General features: G+C 43.3%; 19 protein-coding genes. 3 read left to right on the plus strand and 16 right to left on the minus strand.

Annotated features, from left to right (window positions below; genetic code table 11):
• Positions 1–99: 99 nt before the first annotated feature.
• Positions 100–564, plus strand: a complete 465-nt coding sequence (locus MHH26_RS14055; protein ID WP_307500252.1) for a GNAT family N-acetyltransferase — start codon at positions 100–102, stop codon at positions 562–564.
• Between the two features lie 22 nt (positions 565–586).
• Here MHH26_RS14055 and MHH26_RS14060 read toward each other — a convergent pair whose 3' ends face one another.
• The 13 genes from MHH26_RS14060 to MHH26_RS14120 all read right to left on the minus strand — a co-directional run bounded on the left by MHH26_RS14060 (position 587) and on the right by MHH26_RS14120 (position 14,103).
• On the minus strand, positions 587–868 hold the full coding sequence (locus MHH26_RS14060; RefSeq protein WP_066030362.1) for a hypothetical protein: 282 nt from the start codon (positions 866–868) through the stop codon (positions 587–589).
• Entirely contained in the window at positions 865–1,233 is a 369-nt protein-coding gene (locus MHH26_RS14065; RefSeq protein WP_307500253.1) for a hypothetical protein, read from the minus strand. The genes MHH26_RS14060 and MHH26_RS14065 overlap by 4 nt, the downstream gene beginning before the upstream one ends.
• Positions 1,230–2,627 carry a hypothetical protein gene (locus MHH26_RS14070; RefSeq protein WP_340973765.1) on the minus strand — a complete coding sequence of 466 codons (1,398 nt, stop codon included), beginning with the start codon at positions 2,625–2,627 and terminating at the stop codon, positions 1,230–1,232. Before MHH26_RS14070 ends, MHH26_RS14065 begins: the two co-directional genes overlap by 4 nt.
• Positions 2,599–3,366 (minus strand): ATP-binding cassette domain-containing protein, encoded by a 768-nt coding sequence (locus MHH26_RS14075; RefSeq protein ID WP_307500256.1) that lies wholly within the window; start codon positions 3,364–3,366, stop codon positions 2,599–2,601. Before MHH26_RS14075 ends, MHH26_RS14070 begins: the two co-directional genes overlap by 29 nt.
• A gap of 58 nt (positions 3,367–3,424) precedes the next feature.
• Complete coding sequence (locus MHH26_RS14080; protein WP_034660022.1) at positions 3,425–3,694, minus strand: hypothetical protein; 270 nt, start codon at positions 3,692–3,694, stop codon at positions 3,425–3,427.
• Between the two features lie 258 nt (positions 3,695–3,952).
• Positions 3,953–5,245: a phosphopyruvate hydratase gene (gene eno / locus MHH26_RS14085; protein WP_003212752.1), complete on the minus strand. Its 1,293-nt coding sequence runs from the start codon at positions 5,243–5,245 to the stop codon at positions 3,953–3,955.
• Between the two features lie 30 nt (positions 5,246–5,275).
• On the minus strand, positions 5,276–6,811 hold the full coding sequence (gpmI, locus tag MHH26_RS14090; protein ID WP_340973767.1) for a 2,3-bisphosphoglycerate-independent phosphoglycerate mutase: 1,536 nt from the start codon (positions 6,809–6,811) through the stop codon (positions 5,276–5,278).
• Positions 6,804–7,565 (minus strand): triose-phosphate isomerase, encoded by a 762-nt coding sequence (gene tpiA, locus MHH26_RS14095; protein ID WP_003213530.1) that lies wholly within the window; start codon positions 7,563–7,565, stop codon positions 6,804–6,806. Before tpiA ends, gpmI begins: the two co-directional genes overlap by 8 nt.
• Positions 7,566–7,595: 30 nt before the next feature.
• Positions 7,596–8,780 (minus strand): phosphoglycerate kinase, encoded by a 1,185-nt coding sequence (locus tag MHH26_RS14100; protein ID WP_034660025.1) that lies wholly within the window; start codon positions 8,778–8,780, stop codon positions 7,596–7,598.
• A 213-nt stretch (positions 8,781–8,993) separates the two neighbouring features.
• Positions 8,994–10,001, minus strand: coding sequence for a type I glyceraldehyde-3-phosphate dehydrogenase (gene gap / locus MHH26_RS14105; protein WP_012011304.1), 1,008 nt, complete (start codon positions 9,999–10,001; stop codon positions 8,994–8,996).
• Between the two features lie 31 nt (positions 10,002–10,032).
• Positions 10,033–11,070 carry a sugar-binding transcriptional regulator gene (locus tag MHH26_RS14110; RefSeq protein ID WP_039181517.1) on the minus strand — a complete coding sequence of 346 codons (1,038 nt, stop codon included), beginning with the start codon at positions 11,068–11,070 and terminating at the stop codon, positions 10,033–10,035.
• Between the two features lie 314 nt (positions 11,071–11,384).
• On the minus strand, positions 11,385–12,770 hold the full coding sequence (locus tag MHH26_RS14115; RefSeq protein WP_340973825.1) for an amino acid permease: 1,386 nt from the start codon (positions 12,768–12,770) through the stop codon (positions 11,385–11,387).
• A gap of 139 nt (positions 12,771–12,909) precedes the next feature.
• Positions 12,910–14,103, minus strand: a complete 1,194-nt coding sequence (locus MHH26_RS14120; protein WP_340973769.1) for an ornithine--oxo-acid transaminase — start codon at positions 14,101–14,103, stop codon at positions 12,910–12,912.
• 209 nt (positions 14,104–14,312) lie between these two features.
• Here MHH26_RS14120 and MHH26_RS14125 point away from each other — a divergent pair, with 209 nt between their 5' ends.
• Complete coding sequence (locus MHH26_RS14125) at positions 14,313–15,755, plus strand: sigma-54 interaction domain-containing protein (RefSeq protein ID WP_106043563.1); 1,443 nt, start codon at positions 14,313–14,315, stop codon at positions 15,753–15,755.
• 27 nt (positions 15,756–15,782) lie between these two features.
• Here MHH26_RS14125 and MHH26_RS14130 read toward each other — a convergent pair whose 3' ends face one another.
• Both MHH26_RS14130 and rpoN read right to left on the minus strand, forming a co-directional pair.
• Positions 15,783–16,520, minus strand: a complete 738-nt coding sequence (locus MHH26_RS14130) for a FadR/GntR family transcriptional regulator (protein WP_034660028.1) — start codon at positions 16,518–16,520, stop codon at positions 15,783–15,785.
• Positions 16,521–16,692: 172 nt separating this feature from the next.
• Positions 16,693–17,991, minus strand: a complete 1,299-nt coding sequence (gene rpoN / locus MHH26_RS14135) for an RNA polymerase factor sigma-54 (RefSeq protein WP_307500263.1) — start codon at positions 17,989–17,991, stop codon at positions 16,693–16,695.
• Between the two features lie 70 nt (positions 17,992–18,061).
• Between rpoN and yvfG the strand changes: the two genes are divergently transcribed.
• Complete coding sequence (yvfG, locus tag MHH26_RS14140) at positions 18,062–18,277, plus strand: protein YvfG (RefSeq protein ID WP_003213121.1); 216 nt, start codon at positions 18,062–18,064, stop codon at positions 18,275–18,277.
• A 24-nt stretch (positions 18,278–18,301) separates the two neighbouring features.
• Here yvfG and MHH26_RS14145 read toward each other — a convergent pair.
• Positions 18,302–18,853 (minus strand): MATE family efflux transporter (locus MHH26_RS14145; protein WP_340973770.1); only part of this gene is annotated, 552 nt, incomplete at its 5' end.

The raw sequence follows: 18,853 nt of genomic DNA on the forward strand, positions 1-18,853 counted from the left end.
CGAATGTCACTCATCACCTTCCCTCTCAGGTGGGTACAGGACCAATATGATTGGGGCGTGAAACAAGGGTATATGAAAGAATAGAAAGGATGAAAAAATGTGATACAAATTCGGCCATTGTCTCGTGATCAATCTCTCCCTATGGATCTTTTACTATTAGCTGACCCTTCAAAGGAAAAGGTTCTCGCTTATGTGCAATCCGGCTCTTGTTATGCCGCCTTTCATGAAGAGGATGTGATTGGTGTTTATGTTCTATCATCGCTATCTCAGCATACAGTCGAAATCATGAATGTTGCTGTGAAGGAGTCATGGCAAGGAAAGGGAATTGGGAAACAGCTGATCCGTCATGCGATCGCTGAAGCGAAAGCCGCTGGCTTCCATAGGATTGAAATCGGCACAGGCAACTCGAGTATTCAGCAGCTCGCACTTTATCAAAAATGCGGCTTCCGCCTGACTTCGATCGATCGCGATTTCTTCCTTAAGCATTATGATGAACCGATTTATGAAAACGGGATTCAATGTATGGATATGGTACGGCTGTCTCTCACTTTTCAAGCAGACTGACTATTTGCTCAGCCTGCTTTTTTTATGCTCTTCGCTTTTTCACAGCTTGAATCACATATTGAATGAAAAAGTAGAGCACAGCGCCAGCTAAAAAGCAGACAACACATCCAAAAAGCGTCGCCTCTGAGCTGAATTGATACTCTTCAATTTTCATGATATAAAATGGCATACCAAACAGTGTCGGACTTGATTCAACATGATTGACCTCTAGCAGCAGTAAAAAGACAGGGGTCATAAACACAGCAAATATATACAGCATCGCAAGTGTTAAGCCGCTAGAAAACGAATGAAATACTTTGATCATCTTTTCCTCTCCTTCATCTCTTTTAAACTGGCTGTGATATTTTTCCCGTCTGGGCAAGCTGGATGCAGCATCACAGTGTTCAGTAAAGAAAAAAACAGCAGCTGATGACTCACCGGATGCTTCCACATCAAAAAAAGCACAATCGAGCAGAGCACCGGAAACAGTGGACCCGCAAGTGCTACCATCAGATTAAAGCTCGGCCGGGCAAATGTCTCATGGACGATCGCCACTTGCTTCCAATCAATCATCATCACAAAATCAAAAAGGGGTCTTTTTTCGAATTTGTTACACACTATGACCATCAACATATGACCGAGTTCGTGAATTAGCACAACCGCTAGTAAACTAATGACAAGCCCCATCATCGCAATACAGGCCTTTTTAACATCGCAGCATATATACAACTGAAAAAGGCAAGTGAACCAAGCAGATAAGCGGTGGCGAGAAGAGACACATCAGATGAAAGCCATTCTAATAAAAGCATATCGATAAAGCTGAATACAGCAATCATCAACACGATCACAAACAGCTTATTAAAATCACTGATTTTCACGACAAACCCTGTACAGGCCGCCATGGCGGTAATCAATAAAATGGACAAACTCGCCAATCCATGACCTTCACTTTCAATACCGATCACCAAATAGGCAAGCCCAATATACACAAAATATGTCAGCAGATTAATGGTGTAATAAAATAACATTCTCGACATTAAATAAGCGCCCTTTGATGTATTTAACATAAAGATGGCCCTTTGATTGATATGATATTCCCTGCCAATCATCAGCGGAAGCATGATCAATATTTCCTTTAAAGCAAACTGCACAATAAAGGCATACAGCCAGCCAGTTTCTGCCGGTGTAAAAACAAAAGGCAGCCCCGCCGTCAAACAAATGAGAAAGAGAAACAAAATGCCTTGCTCTTTAAAAACAGCTGATCGGCTGAAATAGACCAATTCCTGCCGCAGATGCGTCAGAAAGGAAGAGTGCGTTCTGATTTTCTGGTAGGAAAACGACTTCACCTCTGTTTTCAGCTGCAAAAACATCTGATGAACATAGCAAGCTGCTAAACCCTTCACCCATAGCCATCCAGCGCTTAGGATGATCACAAGTAACAACAGATAGACAGCCGGCCATACACGGATCATCTCCACCGCTTTTTGAAAAAGGAGAAATATTAGTACATGAAGCGCCCCAAAGCCGAGCGTTTGAAGCAGCAAATGCTCTTTTGTTTTTGATACGAAATGGCTCACACCGATCCGCAGCAGCATCCAAGAAGCGAGCGTATACAGCGCCAATATGCAGCAAGTGATGCAAACAACGATGATCCAATACATAGATGGGGTTACACCCGTGATCAAAAGACCTAATATAATCGGTAAAAAAAGCAGTCCAGCCATGAGGAAGCAAAAGAGCACTGGAAAGAAATAAACGCAAAGGATAAATGGCACACTCTGAATCGCACTGTTTAAAAAGTAGAATTGATATTCTTGGCGCTTCAATTTATTGCGGGATAACACAATACCTGCCCCTAATAGCAAGAGCGACATTTTGACAAATTGGAGGTATAGCGCAGTAGGCTCGCTTTCACCTGCCTGCATGAAAAAGCGCAGGCTGATGACGACGTATATCGCATAGATCAGCAAGAGAAAAACGGTGGCTGCGAGAAGCTGTAAAGGATATTTTTTTCCAAGCTGTTTTCCTTTCGTTGTCAGCATGCCCCATTCTAGTTTATGAAGAACGTGTCGTGTCCAAATCATTGAGTAACCTCTCCACCTGCATATAGTAATCTCGATTCACTTCTTTATAAATCTCTTCAAGTGCCTGATGAGGAAATGTCTGAGTCGTTTCTTGGCGGGACATATTCAGCTTGACGTCACCATTTCTTAAGATCATGAGATGGTCATATAATGTATCACCAAAGCTCAAATGATGAGTTGATATAAGAATGCCAGCACCTTGATCTCTCAGCTTCATGAGCACCTTTTTTAAGATGATCATCATATCTGGATCAAGTCCGTTTGTTGGCTCGTCGAACACATAATAATCACATGGTCTGAGGAGCTGGGAAATGATCTGCGTTTTCTTTTGATTGCCATGGGACAGCTGAGCGATTGGCTGATCCATATATGGACTCAGCTCAAACAAATCGGTGAATGTCTCTTCTCGTGTGACATCTTGCTCATTTGGCAGCTGAAGTAATTGAAAGTATTCCTTCGGTGTTAAATAATCGAACAACGCATGATCGTCAGGAATATAGGAAACATGTTTTTTCAAAAGGGAAATATGAGCTGAGGATTGAAGGTTCAGCTGTTCGCCATGTAAGGAAACGTACCCAGTAAATGGCGTCAGCCCAAACATGGCTTGGATCATCGTTGTCTTTCCTGCACCATTATGCCCTAAAAGAAGCATCGTCCGGCCTTTCTCCACGTTCATTTGAATATTACGGAGAGAGAAGGTGCGGCTATACGTTTTTTCTTGTAATTGTAATGTCAGCATCATATCCCTCCGTTTGTTTCAGATGGAACAGATGACCTTGCATCTGTTCTCATCCCTGTTAGAACCCGCATTGGATTTTAACGTACATGCCTAATAATTTGAACTCTCCTAAAAATTTGGAGCCCTTTCCAAAGGTCTTACATGCCCAAATCAATGCTCCAAGTGAAATAATGCCCAATATAGCGGCAAGGACATAAATCCAAAATGCGTTTTTCTGTACATTCTTAGAAGTCAGAATTCGTTGCTTCCTTTCATCATATGCCGCCAATAGGTGAAGGACATACATATACACACCTACTGGAAAACGAAGGCTAAAAGGATTCAGCATCTCATCACCCCCTAATATATGTAAAATGATACCACCCCCTTACAGAAAGCATAAGTTCATTTCAGATCATATTTTTAGTCGATTTTTCATGATTTAGTGCTTATAAATGGAGGGGATTTTGACTTCTTCTCTAACTGAAGGAGGATGTTTTACAAAAATAGGATAAGACAAATGAATTAGCTATCGGATTTCGCTCAACACAAAAAAAACGCTGCGTCCCGCTCTCATGAAAGAGCGGGACGCAGCGCGTAGCTGGCATTATTTATTCAAGTTATAGAATGTTGCAATGCCGTGATATTGTGCTGTTTCAGCCAATTGATCTTCGATGCGAAGTAATTGGTTGTATTTCGCCACACGGTCCGTACGAGACGGAGCACCTGTTTTGATTTGTCCAGCGTTTGTTGCAACAGCAATGTCTGCAATTGTGCTGTCTTCTGTTTCACCAGAACGGTGAGAGATGACTGCTGTGTATCCTGCACGTTTTGCCATTTCGATTGCATCAAATGTTTCAGTTAATGTACCGATTTGGTTTACTTTGATCAGGATAGAGTTACCGACACCATTTTTAATACCTTCAGAAAGCTTCTTCGTGTTTGTAACGAATAAGTCATCTCCTACTAGCTGAACCTTGCTGCCAAGGCGCTCAGTTAATAGTTTGTGACCTTCCCAGTCGTTTTCATCAAGGCCGTCTTCGATAGAGATTATTGGGTATTTCGATACCATATCTTCATACCAGTCAACCATTTCAGCAGATGTTTTCACAACACCTTCGCCTGATAAATGATATTTACCGTCTTCTTTGTTGTAGAACTCAGAAGATGCAGCATCCATTGCAAGTTTCACTTCTTCACCTGGTTTGAAACCAGCTTTTTCAATCGCTTCTACGATTGTTTGAAGTGCTTCTTCGTTAGAACCAAGGTTTGGAGCGAATCCGCCTTCGTCACCTACAGCTGTGTTTAAGCCTTTTGCACTTAATACAGATTTCAGGCTATGGAAGATTTGTGCGCCCATGCGAAGTGCTTCACGGAAGTTCGGTGCACCTACAGGCATAATCATGAATTCTTGAATGTCTACGTTGTTATCCGCATGCTCTCCGCCGTTGACGATGTTCATCATTGGCACTGGAAGCGTTTTGGAGTTGAATCCACCAAGGTATTGGTAAAGTGGAATTTGTAAGAAATCAGCAGCCGCACGTGCTACAGCGATAGATACGCCAAGGATTGCGTTTGCGCCTAATTTCCCTTTGTTTTCTGTTCCATCAAGTTCGATTAACATTTTGTCAATCGCTACTTGTTCTGTTACATCAAAGCCTAAAAGTTCTGGTGCAATGATTTCATTTACGTTGTTTACAGCTGTCAGAACACCTTTTCCAAGGTAACGGTCTTTGTCTCCGTCACGTAGTTCTACTGCTTCATATTCACCAGTAGAAGCACCACTTGGTACTAATGCACGGCCAAAGCCGCCAGATTCTGTGTAAACTTCTACTTCAACTGTTGGGTTACCGCGAGAGTCTAATACTTCGCGTGCATATACGTCAACAATGTATGGCATCGTTATTTCTCTCCTTTTGAATCAATTTTTTTATTTCTGAATCAATGATGTTCCTGTCATCTCTTTTGGTTTTTCAAGACCAAGTAAGTCTAAAAGCGTTGGAGATAGATCGGCTAGAATGCCGCCTTCTCTAAGAGTTGCACCTTTTTTCGTCACGATTACTGGAACAGGGTTTGTCGTATGTGCAGTATGCGGCTTGCCTTCTTCGGTTATCAGCACGTCTGCGTTACCGTGGTCTGCCGTGATGATGGCATGTCCGCCTTTTGCTAGGATTGCGTCGACTACAGCTCCTAAGCACTCATCTACTGCTTCAATGGCTTTGATTGTTGGCTCGAGCATACCTGAATGACCAACCATATCCGGGTTAGCAAAGTTCAGGATGATCGCATCATGCTTATCAGCATTGATGTCTGCAACAAGTGCATCCTTTACCTCGTAAGCGCTCATTTCTGGCTTGAGGTCATAGGTTGCCACATCTGGCGAATTGATCAAGATGCGGTCTTCACCAGGAAATTCTTCTTCACGCCCACCACTCATAAAGAACGTCACATGAGGATATTTCTCTGTTTCAGCAATCCGCAGCTGTTTCAATCCATTTTGAGAAAGCACTTCTCCTACTGTGTTATCCAAATTCACTGGTTTGAAGGCGACATAGCCATCAACCGTTTCACTGAAGTGTGTAAAGCAGACGAAGTGTAAATTCTTCGGATGTGCTTCCCCGCGGTCAAATGAGCGGAAATCTTCATTTGTGAAGGTGTTCGAAATTTGGATCGCACGGTCTGGACGGAAGTTATAGAAAATCACAGAGTCTCCGTCGTTTACTTTTGCAACTGGCTCACCATTTTCTCTCGTTATGACAGATGGAATAACGAATTCATCGTAGATTCCATTTTCATAGGAGTCATCAACGACATCATAAATGTTTTGATAACTTGGGCCTTCACCATACGCCATCGCGCGATATGCTTTCTCCACACGATCCCAGCGTTTGTCACGGTCCATTGAGTAATAGCGTCCAGAAAGTGTTGCCACTTCTCCGACACCGATTTCTTTGATTTGTTCTTCAAGCTGTTTTAAGTACACTTTGGCTGTCTTTTGACCAACATCACGTCCGTCTAAGAAGCCATGAATGTATACCTTTGTTAAGCCTTCTTTTTTCGCCAGCTTCAGCAGGGCAAAGAGATGCTGGATGTGGCTGTGCACACCGCCGTCTGACAAGAGACCGAATAAATGAAGGGCCTTGTCATTCTCTTTTGCATAAGTCATTGCATCTAGGAACGTTTCGTTTTTCTCAAATTCCCCTTCACGAATGGCAACATTCACTCTTGTTAAGCTTTGATACACAATGCGTCCTGCACCGATGTTCAAATGCCCAACTTCAGAGTTCCCCATTTGACCTTGCGGGAGGCCTACTGCCTCACCTGAAGCCGTTAAGGTTTGATGCGGGAATTCATTCCAGTAGCGGTCGAAGTTCGGTTTCTTTGCTTGGGCAACAGCGTTACCGACTGTTTCGCCTCTTAAACCGAATCCATCTAAGATGATTAATGCAGCTAGTTTCTTACTCATATTGACCTTCCTCCAATAATTGAACGAAAGACTGAGGTTCTAAGCTTGCGCCGCCTACCAAAGCACCGTCAATATCGGATTCTGCCATATATTCTTTAATATTCGCCGGCTTCACGCTTCCGCCATATTGAATGCGGAGGCTGTCTGCCGCTTCTTGACCATATTCGCTTGCAACCGTTTGACGGATATGCGCACAAACGTCGTTTGCATCTTTCGCTGTAGAAGATTTCCCTGTACCGATCGCCCAGATTGGCTCATATGCAATGACAGATTCAGCGACTTGCTGAGTCGTTAAACCAGCTAGTGCTTTCTTCACTTGATCAGCGACAAGTTCATTTGTTTTGCCAGCTTCACGCTCTTCAAGCGTTTCGCCTACGCAGATAATTGGAACGATGCCATGCTTGAATGCAGCATGTGCTTTTTTGTTGACTGTTTCATCTGTTTCAGCGAAGAATTCACGGCGCTCTGAATGACCGATCACTGAGTAGCCGATCCCAAGATCTTTTAGCGCAGCAGGGCTGATTTCACCAGTGAATGCACCATTTTCTTCAAAGTGCATGTTTTGTGCACCAATTTTAAGGTCTGTTCCGTTAGAAAGGCTGTTTAGCTTTTCAAGGAAAAGTGCTGGCGCACAGACAATTGATTCCACTTTGTCAGGAGATGGAATGGATGACTTGACTTCTTCAACGAAGCTAACCGCTTCGCCAAGTGTTTTGTTCATTTTCCAGTTCCCAGCTATAATTGGTTTTCTCATGATTGACACTTCCTTATAGCAGTTTTGGTCTTATTTATCGTTTAATGCAGTAACACCTGGAAGCTCTTTGCCTTCCATAAATTCAAGTGAAGCGCCGCCGCCTGTAGAAATATGGCTCATCTGATCAGCAAGACCAAACTTCTCAACAGCTGCTGCTGAGTCTCCACCGCCAATGACAGAATATGTATCTTTTGCTTCTGCCAGTGCTTCTGCGATTGCTTTTGTCCCTTTAGCGAATGCATCAATTTCAAATACACCCATTGGTCCGTTCCAGACAACAAGTTTGCTGTTTTTAATGACATCAGCATACTTCTCTCTTGTCTCTGTTCCAATATCAAGTGCTTCTAGATCACTTGGAATTTCAGAGATTGGCACAATGCTTGTATTCGCATCATTTGAAAAGTCGTCGGCTACCAGAACATCTGTTGGAATCAGGAAGTTCACGCCTTTTTCTTTTGCACGGTCCATAAAGGATTTCGCTAAATCTACTTTGTCTTCTTCTAATAAAGATTTTCCTACTTCGTGGCCAAGTGCTTTCACAAATGTGTAAGCAAGTCCGCCGCCGATGATGAGGTTGTCCACTTTATCCAGAAGACTTTCAATCACACCGATTTTATCCTTTACTTTTGCACCACCGATAATCGCTGTAAATGGACGATCAGGGTTTGAAATGGCTTTTCCTAGAACCTCAAGCTCTTTTTGCATGAGGAAGCCCGAAACAGCCGGAAGATATGCTGCAATACCAGCAGTGGATGCATGTGCACGGTGTGCAGCACCGAACGCATCATTGACATACACATCGGCTAAATCAGCAAATGCTTTTGATAATTCAGGATCGTTCTTTTCTTCACCAGGATAGAAACGAACGTTTTCAAGCACTAGCACATCTCCTTCTTTTAAGTCAGAGATTTGCTTTTTCACGTTGTCTCCGTAAGCTTCATCCGCTTTTTTCACTTCTTGTCCAAGAAGCTCTTGCAGACGTTTTGCCACAGGTGTCAGACGCAGTTCTTCAGTAACTTGACCCTTCGGACGACCCAAATGACTAGCTAGCAGTACCTTTGCGCCTTGTCCTGTTAAATACTCAATCGTTGGTAATGCTGCGCGAATACGAGTATCATCCGTCACTTCTCCGTCTTTCATTGGAACGTTAAAATCTACGCGGCAGAACACAACTTTACCTTTTACGTCAATGTCTTTTACTGATTTCTTATTCATGCTCGTCAGGAGATCCTCCTTTATTCTGGTTTCCTTACGCATTGGACAAGTCTCTCTTTATCCTTTTCCCATTTTGCCCTCATCAAAACGAGAAATCGTGCAGAACGGATAAAAACAGAGAAAAAGGGAAAGGGATGCTTCCCCTTCCCTTGTCCGTCTTCATTATATCGTGTCTCTAGGAAAGAACCAAGTGAGTTCCTTCAGTGTGAGAAATTAAAGACCTTGTTTTGCAATGTAAGCTGCAAGGTCAACAACGCGGTGAGAATATCCACTCTCGTTATCGTACCAAGAAATGACTTTCACCATGCTGCCTTCCATCACCATTGTAGAAAGAGCATCGATAGTTGAAGAGTTTGCATTACCATTGTAGTCACCAGATACTAATGGCTCTTCGCTGTAGCCAAGGATTCCATTAAGTTCTCCTTCAGCTGCTTCTTTAAGTGCTGCATTTACATCTTCAGCCGTTACATCTTGGTTTAATTCAGCCACAAGGTCAACTAAAGAAACGTTAGGTGTTGGAACACGCATAGCGCCACCGTTTAATTTACCTTTAAGTTCAGGCAATACAAGTGAAACAGCTTTCGCAGCACCTGTAGAAGTTGGGATGATGTTTTCCGCAGCTGCACGAGCACGACGGTAGTCTTTGTGCGGAAGATCAAGAATTTGTTGGTCATTTGTGTATGAGTGAACAGTTGTCATCATACCGCGTTTGATACCAAATTTATCGTTAAGTACTTTTGCAAATGGAGCTAAGCAGTTTGTTGTACAAGATGCATTAGAGATGACATCGTGGCTAGCTGCATCGTATTTGTCTTCGTTTACACCCATAACGATTGTGATATCTTCTTCGTTAGCAGGAGCAGAGATGATGACTTTTTTAGCGCCAGCTTCTAAGTGTTTTGCAGCGTCTGCACGTTTTGTGAAGAATCCAGTAGATTCAACAACGATTTCTACGCCTTGTTTACCCCAGCTTAATTTTGCAGGGTCACGCTCAGCTGATACTTCGATTGTTTTACCGTTCACTACTAAGTTTGTACCGTCTACAGAAACTTCTGCATCTAGTTTTCCGTGAACAGAATCATATTGTAAAAGGTGTGCAAGCATGTTAGCGTCTGTTAGATCGTTAACCGCTACTACCTCAACTTCAGGATTGTTTAATGCTGCACGAAATACGTTACGTCCAATACGTCCAAATCCGTTAATACCGACTTTTACTGCCATGATGTTTCCTCCTTTTATAGGTCACAATGTTTTATATTGAGGGATCAATTGACTCCCTTAATAACTCTTTTGCGGCTCCTTCGTCTGTGACGAGAACCGTTCGGCGGGGTTTTTTGAAATAAGCTTCAATGGCCCCTGCCTTTGATGATCCACCTGCAACAGCAATGATGTGTGGAATGCTTTCTAAATCATCTAGCTGCATGCCGACGGAGTGCACTTTGTGGACGACCTCACCATCACGATTAAAGTAATAGCCAAAGGCCTCTGTCACTGCGTCATGCTCATCAATCTTTTTTAAATCTTCAGCTGGTGTGTTTCGTCTCATCGCCATTGTTTTTGCTTCACCGATTCCATGAATGAGCATCGTAGATGATTTAATCGTTTGAAGCACTTCTTTGACTGACGGCTCTTCAATAATGGAAGAGTAAGCACCTTCTGACAGCTGTCCTGGAACAAACAGCAGTTTGTAAGTACCGGAAGCTTTTTCAGCCATGTGGGCACAAATGGTGTTTGCCTGATTTTTTACATTCTCCCCAAGACCGCCTCTTGCAGGGACAAACATCATGTCTCTGTTTTTGGCATCAGGAGTCATCATTTCGGCAACGGCTTCCATCGTCGTTCCGCCAGTGACGGCGACGATATTATTTCCAGTAAACCTTTTTTTCATACATTGGACAGCAGCTCTTCCCATTTCTTGCTTCACCCACGGGGATTCGTCACTGTCACCAGAAACGATGATGACTTCTTCTAGGCCTAACTTCCTCTTTAATGTATTTTCCAAAAAGGTTAAACCTAAAACGTCCTTCATCATTCCTTCAAGCATTTCAAGCAAAGCGTGGCCTTCACTCGTCAGCATCATGCCGCTCGTTTTGACATCCAGCAGGTTTTGTTCTTTTAGAAACTGAACTTCAGCTCTTAAGATGCGCTCACTGAGACCTAGGCTCGTCGCAAGGCTTCTACGGCCGATTGGTTCAGCTAACCTGATGTATTGCAAAATGTCGTAGCGTTTTTGCATAACGATGAGAAGATCTGGCAATAATTTTTTTTGAGCTTCCAATAAACGATTCATGGCTAACGACCCTTTCTTTTCACATTGGACTAAATACGTCCCACTGTGACAAAAAACGTCCCGCCACAGCCAAAAAAAATCAATCCCTGCTTTCTTTAATTATTTTAACAGGATAATCTTGCATTTTCAACTCTTACAAACACATTTAGACAAAAAATAGACACATTTTCACCGATAACCTGCTTGTCATCAAGGTTCTTGCTATGATATTTCTTTTCAAAATATTTATTTTCTTCTATATTCAATGAATTCACCATTGAAAATGTGCATGCGTGTGAGATCCGCATGCACATTTTGTTGATATAGTTGGTCTTTTATGTTTTTGGGATGGTTCCTTCCTCTTCGGCGAAACGCTTTGCCTCTTCCTTCGGTTTGATTTTGAAATAATAAATGATGTAGCAGACAGCCATGAACGGAACGCCGCAATAAAGGCCAATCCGCTGATCCTCAATAAAGAATAGGCTGATGAGAACGATGCCAAATGCGATGAAGCCTGCCAATGGCACAAATGGATAGAACGGTGTACGGAAGACGAGATCCTTTACATCTCCACCAGCTTTTATGAATTGTTTTCTAAAGAAATACTGAGACAAACAAATGGACATCCACACCACAACTAGAACCATTCCGGAAATCGAAATGAGCCACACATACACCGTTTTTGGTGCCACAACACTTGTGAGCAGGGATAAAGCGGATACACCCATTGTCACCAATAATGCATTGATCGGGATTTTACGCTTGGACAGCTTTTTCGTAAAGCCAGGTCCTTTCCCGTCCTTTGAAAGCGACCAAAGCATACGTGATGATGCATATAATCCAGAGTTTGCTACAGATAAGACAGCTGTGATGATAATAAAATTCATGATATCTGCAGCATATGGGATGCCGACCTTGTCCAGCACGACCACAAACGGACTGTCAACAGTGCCTGCTGTCTGCCATGGAAGAAGCGCGGCAAGAACCGCAATTGATAAAACGAAAAAGACCATCGTTCTCCAAATAATATTCCGTATCGATCGAGGCAATGTTTTTTCAGGGCTTTCACTCTCACCTGCTGCAATCCCTACAAGTTCTGTTCCTTGAAAGGAGAAATTGACCGTGACCATGGTTAATAAAATAGCAAAAACACCATTAGGAAATAGTCCGCCATGATCCGTCAAATGACGAAATAAAGGGGCTGGTTCTCCGCCTTTCAAATGAATCATTCCGAAAATTGCGCCAATTCCGATGATAATAAACAATAGGATGGCTGCAACCTTAATGGCTGAAAACCAAAATTCCGTTTCAGCGAAGCTGCGAGCTGAGATGGCATTCACGGCAAATAATATCACGCTAAATGCTAGGCACCAGAGCCAAACCGGGATATCTGGGAACCACCTTTGGAGCAATATGCCTGCTGACGTAAACTCCAGTCCAATCGTACACGCCCAGCTAAACCAATACAGCCAGCCGATCATAAAGCCTGTGGATGGGCCTATATATTTGGTTGCATACTCCTGAAAGGAACCGGCTGTCGGCATCGCCACTGCTAATTCTCCAAGACACAGCATGACCAAATACATTAACAGTCCGCCAATGATAAACGATAGAATGGCTCCGCCAGGTCCTGCCTGATGGATAATCAATCCTGATCCAAGGAAAAGGCCCGTACCGATGACGCCGCCTAAGGCAATCATAAAGAGATGTCTGCTTTTCATGGAACGCTCTAGTTCATTATGCTGTTCTTGCTTCAAATCCACTTCCCCACTTTCCTTCTTCTATTCATCATCCTTTGACAAAATTCGCTGTTCGTTGAAAAAGAAAGGGAGAAAGTGAAGGTTCCTCCCCCTTTGGCATTTAGGCTTGAAACAGTGCTTCAATATGACCAATTGCCCAGTCTAAATCTTCTTTTGAAATGGTCAGCGGCGGTGCAAAACGGATAACTGTCTCATGGGTTTCTTTACATAACAATCCTGCTTGCTTCAGCTTTTCACAATAAGGTCTAGCTGCCTCTGTCAGCTCCATTCCTATAAATAATCCGCGGCCGCGCACTTCCTTAATCACAGGGCTTTGAATGTGTGATAGTTTGTCTTTGAAGTATTCGCCAAGCTCCATGGAACGTGCTGCAAGCTTTTCGTCGATTAAAACATCCAGTGCAGCAAGTGACACCGCACACGCAAGAGGATTTCCTCCGAAGGTAGACCCATGAGAACCAGGGTTAAACACGCCTAATATATCGCGGTTTGCTACGACACACGAGATTGGAAAGACGCCGCCGCCTAAAGCTTTCCCGAGGATCAGCATATCTGGCTCAATGTCTTCCCAGTCACACGCAAACATCTTACCTGTTCGTGCTAACCCCACTTGAATCTCATCCGCAATGAACAGCACATGTTCTTTCTCACAAAGCGCCTTGGCATCTTTCAAGAAGCCTTCTGGCGGCATGACAATTCCCGCTTCTCCTTGAATCGGTTCTATGAGGAAAGCCGCTGTCTGTGGTGTGATAGCTTCACGTAACGCTTCAATATCTCCGTAAGGAATCAGTTTTATTCCGGGAAGCATTGGACCGAAGCCTCTTTGGTATTCTGCTTCAGAGGAAAGAGACACAGCCGTCATCGTTCTCCCATGGAAATTGCCAACACACGCAATGATTTCTGCACGATTCTCTTCGATTCCCTTAACATCATAGCCCCAGCGTCTTGCTGCTTTTACAGCGGTTTCTACAGCCTCAGCACCAGTATTCATTGGCAGTGCCATGTCTTTATTCGTCAGTTTGCAAATTTTTTCATACCAAGGACCAAGCTGATCATTATGAAAAGCTCTCGAGGTGAGTGTCACACGGTCTGCCTGTTTTTTGAGCGCTTCAATAATGCGGGGATGGCGATGTCCTTGGTTCACTGCGGAATACGCACTGAGCATATCCATATATCGATTGCCTTCAGGGTCTGTCACCCACACTCCCTCAGCCTCTGAAATCACAATTGGCAGTGGATGATAGTTTGCCGCTCCATATTGTTCTGTTTGTTGAATTAATTCATTTGTCTGTGTCATCATCTATTCCTCCTTCTGTAAGGTAGCTTCTTTCAATTGGGTTCATCTTCATCCATATGTTATGCAAGGATCGTGCCAACTTTCTGACCGCTTGATCATGAGGGTCTACCTCATTATTTACGCAAAATTTCTTTGCACATGCCAAATTTTTTAGAGGCAACCGCAAAATTTTTCATGTAAAATAGAGGTAACGTCAGGAGGTGGCACAAGTGAAAAAAGATCTGCATGCCGCAAAGCTTGAAAATGAGATTGATTTGTATAAACAAATGCTCGATTTAATTGATGTCGGGGTTCATGCAATTGACGAGAATGGCCATACGGTTGTTTATAATAAAAAAATGATGGAGATTGAGTCTTTAAAACGCTCTGATGTTCTCCATAAAAATGTACTCGACTTCTTCACCTTTCAAGATGAGATGCACAGTACACTTGTCCAAGCGCTTCGTACCGGGAAACAAACCGTTCATGCCAAGCAGACGTATCATAATTACAACGGAAAAGAAATCACAACGATTAACCATACATACCCGCTCGTTCGAGACGGCCTCATTCAAGGGGCAGTTGAAATTTCAAATGATGTGACCAAGCTGGAACGACTGATTCATCACAATATGAAGAAAAAAGGAAGCACACGCTTTACCTTTGATTCCATTATTGGACAAAGCCCTGCATTTTTAGAGGTGATTGAACATGCGAAACGAGCGACACGCACCTCTTCCTATGTGCTCATTGTTGGCGAAACAGGGACTGGGAAAGAACTGTTTGCTCAAAGCATTCATAACGGCAGCAGCCGGTCATCTGGACCATTTATTACCCAAAATTGTGCGGCACTGCCTGATAATCTGATTGAAAGTCTGCTCTTTGGTACACAAAAAGGGGCTTTTACGGGGGCAACTGATCAGCCTGGTTTATTTGAACAGGCGCAAGGAGGAACATTGCTTTTAGATGAGATCAACTCATTAAATCCTCCTCTTCAAGCAAAACTGCTGCGCGTCTTACAGGAGAAACGCGTGAGAAGGCTAGGCAGCACAAAAGAAATCGCTGTTGATGTAAGAGTCATTGCCAATATGAATGAGGACCCTGTGGATGCGATCGCAGGTGGACGCATGCGCAAGGATTTATTTTATCGGCTCGGTATTGTCACCTTATTTATCCCGCCGCTTTCTGAGCGAAAAGAGGACATTCCTACGTTTGTGAATCATTTTATTCAAAAATATAATGAGCTGTTTCAAATGAAGGTGAAGACCGCTGACGAAGAGGTACTTGCCCTTTTCCAAGCGTATCATTGGCCAGGCAATGTAAGAGAACTGGAGCATGTGATTGAGGCGGGGATGAATATGATGATGGATGAAGACGACTTAAGCATGCATCACCTTCCCTATCATTTTAGATTTAAGCACGGGGAAGGCCGTCCTAAGGCGCAATTGCAAACAAATTCTCTGCAGCAAACCGCCGCTGCTGACACCTTTGTCTATACAAGCCCAGAACATACGACTGATTTCCAAACTCAAATGGAGCGATTCGAAAAACAATACATCGTCCATTACTTAGAAAAAATGGACGATAATATTTCACAGACTGCAAAGTTATTGGGCATGAGCAGGCAAAGTCTGCAATATCGAATGAAAAAGCTACATATTTCTCGTCAATAATAGAGCTGTGCCATCATTCGGCACAGCTTATTGTGTATCTGACTGTTCTGCTGGTTCTTGCAGCACATCACCCAGCAGATTTTCTACATTTTTCAAATGCGTAAGCATCGCTTTCTCTGCTTCTTCTGGCTGCCTTGCCATGACGGCTTTGTAAATTTGTTCATGTTCTTCGTAAAGCTGCCGAATGGAGGCTTTCGTTGAGAATAATACGACTTTTCTCGTTTCCCGCATCGTTTCTACTAACAAGGTTGAGACTTGATTCATTAACACCTTTAATACATCATTCTTCGAGGCTTTGGCTAAGGCGAGATGGAAGGTGAGATCTGCCTCTTCACCAATTTCTTCATGTGCTTCTGCCAGCTTCATTTGTTCGAGTGCATCACGCAGCTGATGAAGGTCATCGTCCGTCCGAAGCAGCGCCGCCTTTTTAACAGCACCTGTTTCAATGATGGTTCTCACTTCAAGGAGCTGCCTGACATCATGCTGCTTCATTAAAAATGCAGGAGATAAAGAAAATGCGAGCTGTTCAGGATCGAACTGCTTCACATACGTGCCTTCCCCTTGCTTCATCTCTATTAATCCGATCGCTTTGAGAGCAGACAGCGCCTCTCTTACAGCGGAACGGCTGACTTGAAAGCTTTCTGAGAGCGCTTGAACCGAATCTAATTTTTCCCCCGGAAGAAGCTCACCTGTACGAATGAATTCGATTAATGCATCCGCAATTTCTTCATATATTTTTTTGGTTTTGATTTGTTTATATTTCAATTGGTCTCACCTCATCACTGTTGTCTATCCTTATCGGCTCATGCCCTATCTTATACTTTACCCCAAAATTTCCGTTCAGACGTCTCCCCGATTTAATTTTCAAAAAATCTTCTGTGTGCCTTGCTTTCAACAAAAAAGAAGCACCTGCCTTGTTTCTGGCAAGTACTTCTTTTTAATCATGGCGCTTCCGCAGTGTAGATGATGGAAGATTCATTTGTTCACGATATTTCGCAATGGTTCTGCGCGACACACGGATACCAAAGGTTTGCTGAAGCTGCGTCATCATTTGCTGATCTGAATACGGTTTTTTCTTATTTTCCGTTTGGATCAGCTCTGCGATGTGCGTCTTGACTGTGTAGCTGGACGCCTCTTCCAGCGAAGGTCCTTCTAGTTTTGCTTGGAAAAATTGTTTCATTTCCATGAGACCATAAGGGGTTTGCACCATTTTCCCTTTCACCGTTCGGCTGACTGTTGACTCATGCACTTGCAATATATCTGCGATTCGCTTCATCGTAAGCGGTTTCATTTTATGTTTCCCTGTAAGGAAAAAATCTGTCTGATGGAAGATAATCTCACGAACGACATGGGTCATCGTTTGTTTTCTTTGCTTCAGCGCTTGGACAAGCCAATTGTATTGCTGCTCTTTTTCCTTTAGATACACATATGCTTCATGCCGCTTCTGGTCTTGAATCATGGCGAAGTATCCTTCATTCATTTCAACGTCTGGAAAAGCGCGCTGATTCAGCTCAAATGTGATGTGGTCCTGCACGACAGTAATCGTCACATCTGGCTCTATATACACAGGGTCCTCTTCATATGAGAAATGTATGCCCGGTCTTGGTTCCAGCTGCGACACCTCATCTTGTACCGCTTGAAGTGTTTTCATTGAAACGCCTGTTTTCGCCGCGATTTCCTTCCAAGCCTTTCTTGCAAAGAGAAAGAAGTGCTCGTCGATGATCAGCTCGGCTTCATACCAGCGCTCCTTTTTTCTTCTCAGCTGAAGCAGAATGCATTCTTGTAATGATCTTGCGCCAATACCGGCAGGCTCTAGCGATTGAAGCTGATGAAGGACGGCTTCTACTTCTTCAGCTGGCACCTCTAAGACAGCTGCCATTTCGTCAACCGGTTCATTTAAATAGCCATTGGAATCAATGGACTCGATCATAAAGTGAAAGATCCTTTGATTCTTTTCACTTAAATTCAAATCAATGGCTTGTTTCTTTAAATACATTTGTAGGCTTTCTTTTTGATGCGTTCGATACGGCTCTGTCATTCGATCTTGAGATTTTTTATGATAAACTGGTTGATAGCTGTCCGTGTCTTTCCGCTCAATCAGAGGGTTCTCAAGCGCTAACTGGTCAAGATACTCGCCAAGCTCAGCGCTATTCAGCTGAAGCAGCGTAATGGCCTGCCTGAGTTCTTGTGTGAGCACCTGCTTTAATACTTGTTCTTGTTGCAGATTAAGGCTCATTGTCTCCCCTCCCTCTCATCATTTTACATGAAGATTGACGGACCGTATATACGAAATAGGAGTGATTCCCATGTCTGAACTTTTTTCCGTTCCATACTTTGTTGACAACTTGAAACAGCACATCGCCATGAATCAAAATGAAGACAAGATTCATGCCATGAATGCCTATTACCGCTCAGTGGTGTCCACGCTTGTACAAGACCAGCTGACCAAAAACGCTGTGGTCTTGAAGCGTATTCAGCATCTTGATGAAGCATATCAAAAAGTGAAAAAAGAAAGCGAATGAATGAACGAAAAAGAGCACCCTCTGTCATGATGGCAAAGGGTGCTTTTCATTTGCGAAAAGCTTCTGATCCAGCCTTGATTTGTACATCATCAAAAAGCCAGACCGTCCGACAGTATAGATGATAAAGGCAAACCATAGTCCGTGATTGTGCCAAATAGGCGTGACTGCTGCTTGAACAACGATAAACAAGATCATCGCAAACAGCATCGAATTTCTGACAGGGGCAATTTCTGTCGCACCTGTAAATACACCGTATATGACCAAACCGAAACAAGCGGCAAACGGATAGAGAACGAGCCAGTCTGCATAGCCTAATGTCACATCAAGAAGCCGTGGAAGATTTGTAAACAAGCTCAAGATCGGCTCTTTTAAGAGAAAATAAACCGACGCAATGACGCATGCCATGACAAGTGCCCACTGTCTCGAAAGAGTTAAAGTTCTTTCATAAAGGGTACGGTCATTTGCACCAACTGATCTGCCCACAAGGATGCTGGATGCATTGGCAAAACCATCGAACAAATAAGCCATGATGTAGTGAATTTGAAATAAGATGGCATTGGCCGCCAGCATCTCTGT

This window comes from Bacillus sp. FSL K6-2839, from assembly GCF_038003365.1.
GTDB lineage: Bacteria > Bacillota > Bacilli > Bacillales > Bacillaceae > Bacillus.

Bases quoted from the DNA above. Each gene is read 5' to 3' on its own strand.
- MHH26_RS14060 (WP_066030362.1), bottom strand. From the start codon at position 868: ATGATCAAAGTATTTCATTCGTTTTCTAGCGGCTTAACACTTGCGATG.
- MHH26_RS14065 (WP_307500253.1), bottom strand. From the start codon at position 1,233: ATGATGGGGCTTGTCATTAGTTTACTAGCGGTTGTGCTAATTCACGAA.
- MHH26_RS14070 (WP_340973765.1), bottom strand. From the start codon at position 2,627: ATGATTTGGACACGACACGTTCTTCATAAACTAGAATGGGGCATGCTG.
- MHH26_RS14075 (WP_307500256.1), bottom strand. From the start codon at position 3,366: ATGCTGACATTACAATTACAAGAAAAAACGTATAGCCGCACCTTCTCT.
- MHH26_RS14080 (WP_034660022.1), bottom strand. From the start codon at position 3,694: ATGCTGAATCCTTTTAGCCTTCGTTTTCCAGTAGGTGTGTATATGTAT.
- eno (WP_003212752.1), bottom strand. From the start codon at position 5,245: ATGCCATACATTGTTGACGTATATGCACGCGAAGTATTAGACTCTCGC.
- gpmI (WP_340973767.1), bottom strand. From the start codon at position 6,811: ATGAGTAAGAAACTAGCTGCATTAATCATCTTAGATGGATTCGGTTTA.
- tpiA (WP_003213530.1), bottom strand. From the start codon at position 7,565: ATGAGAAAACCAATTATAGCTGGGAACTGGAAAATGAACAAAACACTT.
- MHH26_RS14100 (WP_034660025.1), bottom strand. From the start codon at position 8,780: ATGAATAAGAAATCAGTAAAAGACATTGACGTAAAAGGTAAAGTTGTG.
- gap (WP_012011304.1), bottom strand. From the start codon at position 10,001: ATGGCAGTAAAAGTCGGTATTAACGGATTTGGACGTATTGGACGTAAC.
- MHH26_RS14110 (WP_039181517.1), bottom strand. From the start codon at position 11,070: ATGAATCGTTTATTGGAAGCTCAAAAAAAATTATTGCCAGATCTTCTC.
- MHH26_RS14115 (WP_340973825.1), bottom strand. From the start codon at position 12,770: ATGAAAAGCAGACATCTCTTTATGATTGCCTTAGGCGGCGTCATCGGT.
- MHH26_RS14120 (WP_340973769.1), bottom strand. From the start codon at position 14,103: ATGACACAGACAAATGAATTAATTCAACAAACAGAACAATATGGAGCG.
- rpoN (WP_307500263.1), bottom strand. From the start codon at position 17,991: ATGAGCCTTAATCTGCAACAAGAACAAGTATTAAAGCAGGTGCTCACA.
- yvfG (WP_003213121.1), top strand. From the start codon at position 18,062: ATGTCTGAACTTTTTTCCGTTCCATACTTTGTTGACAACTTGAAACAG.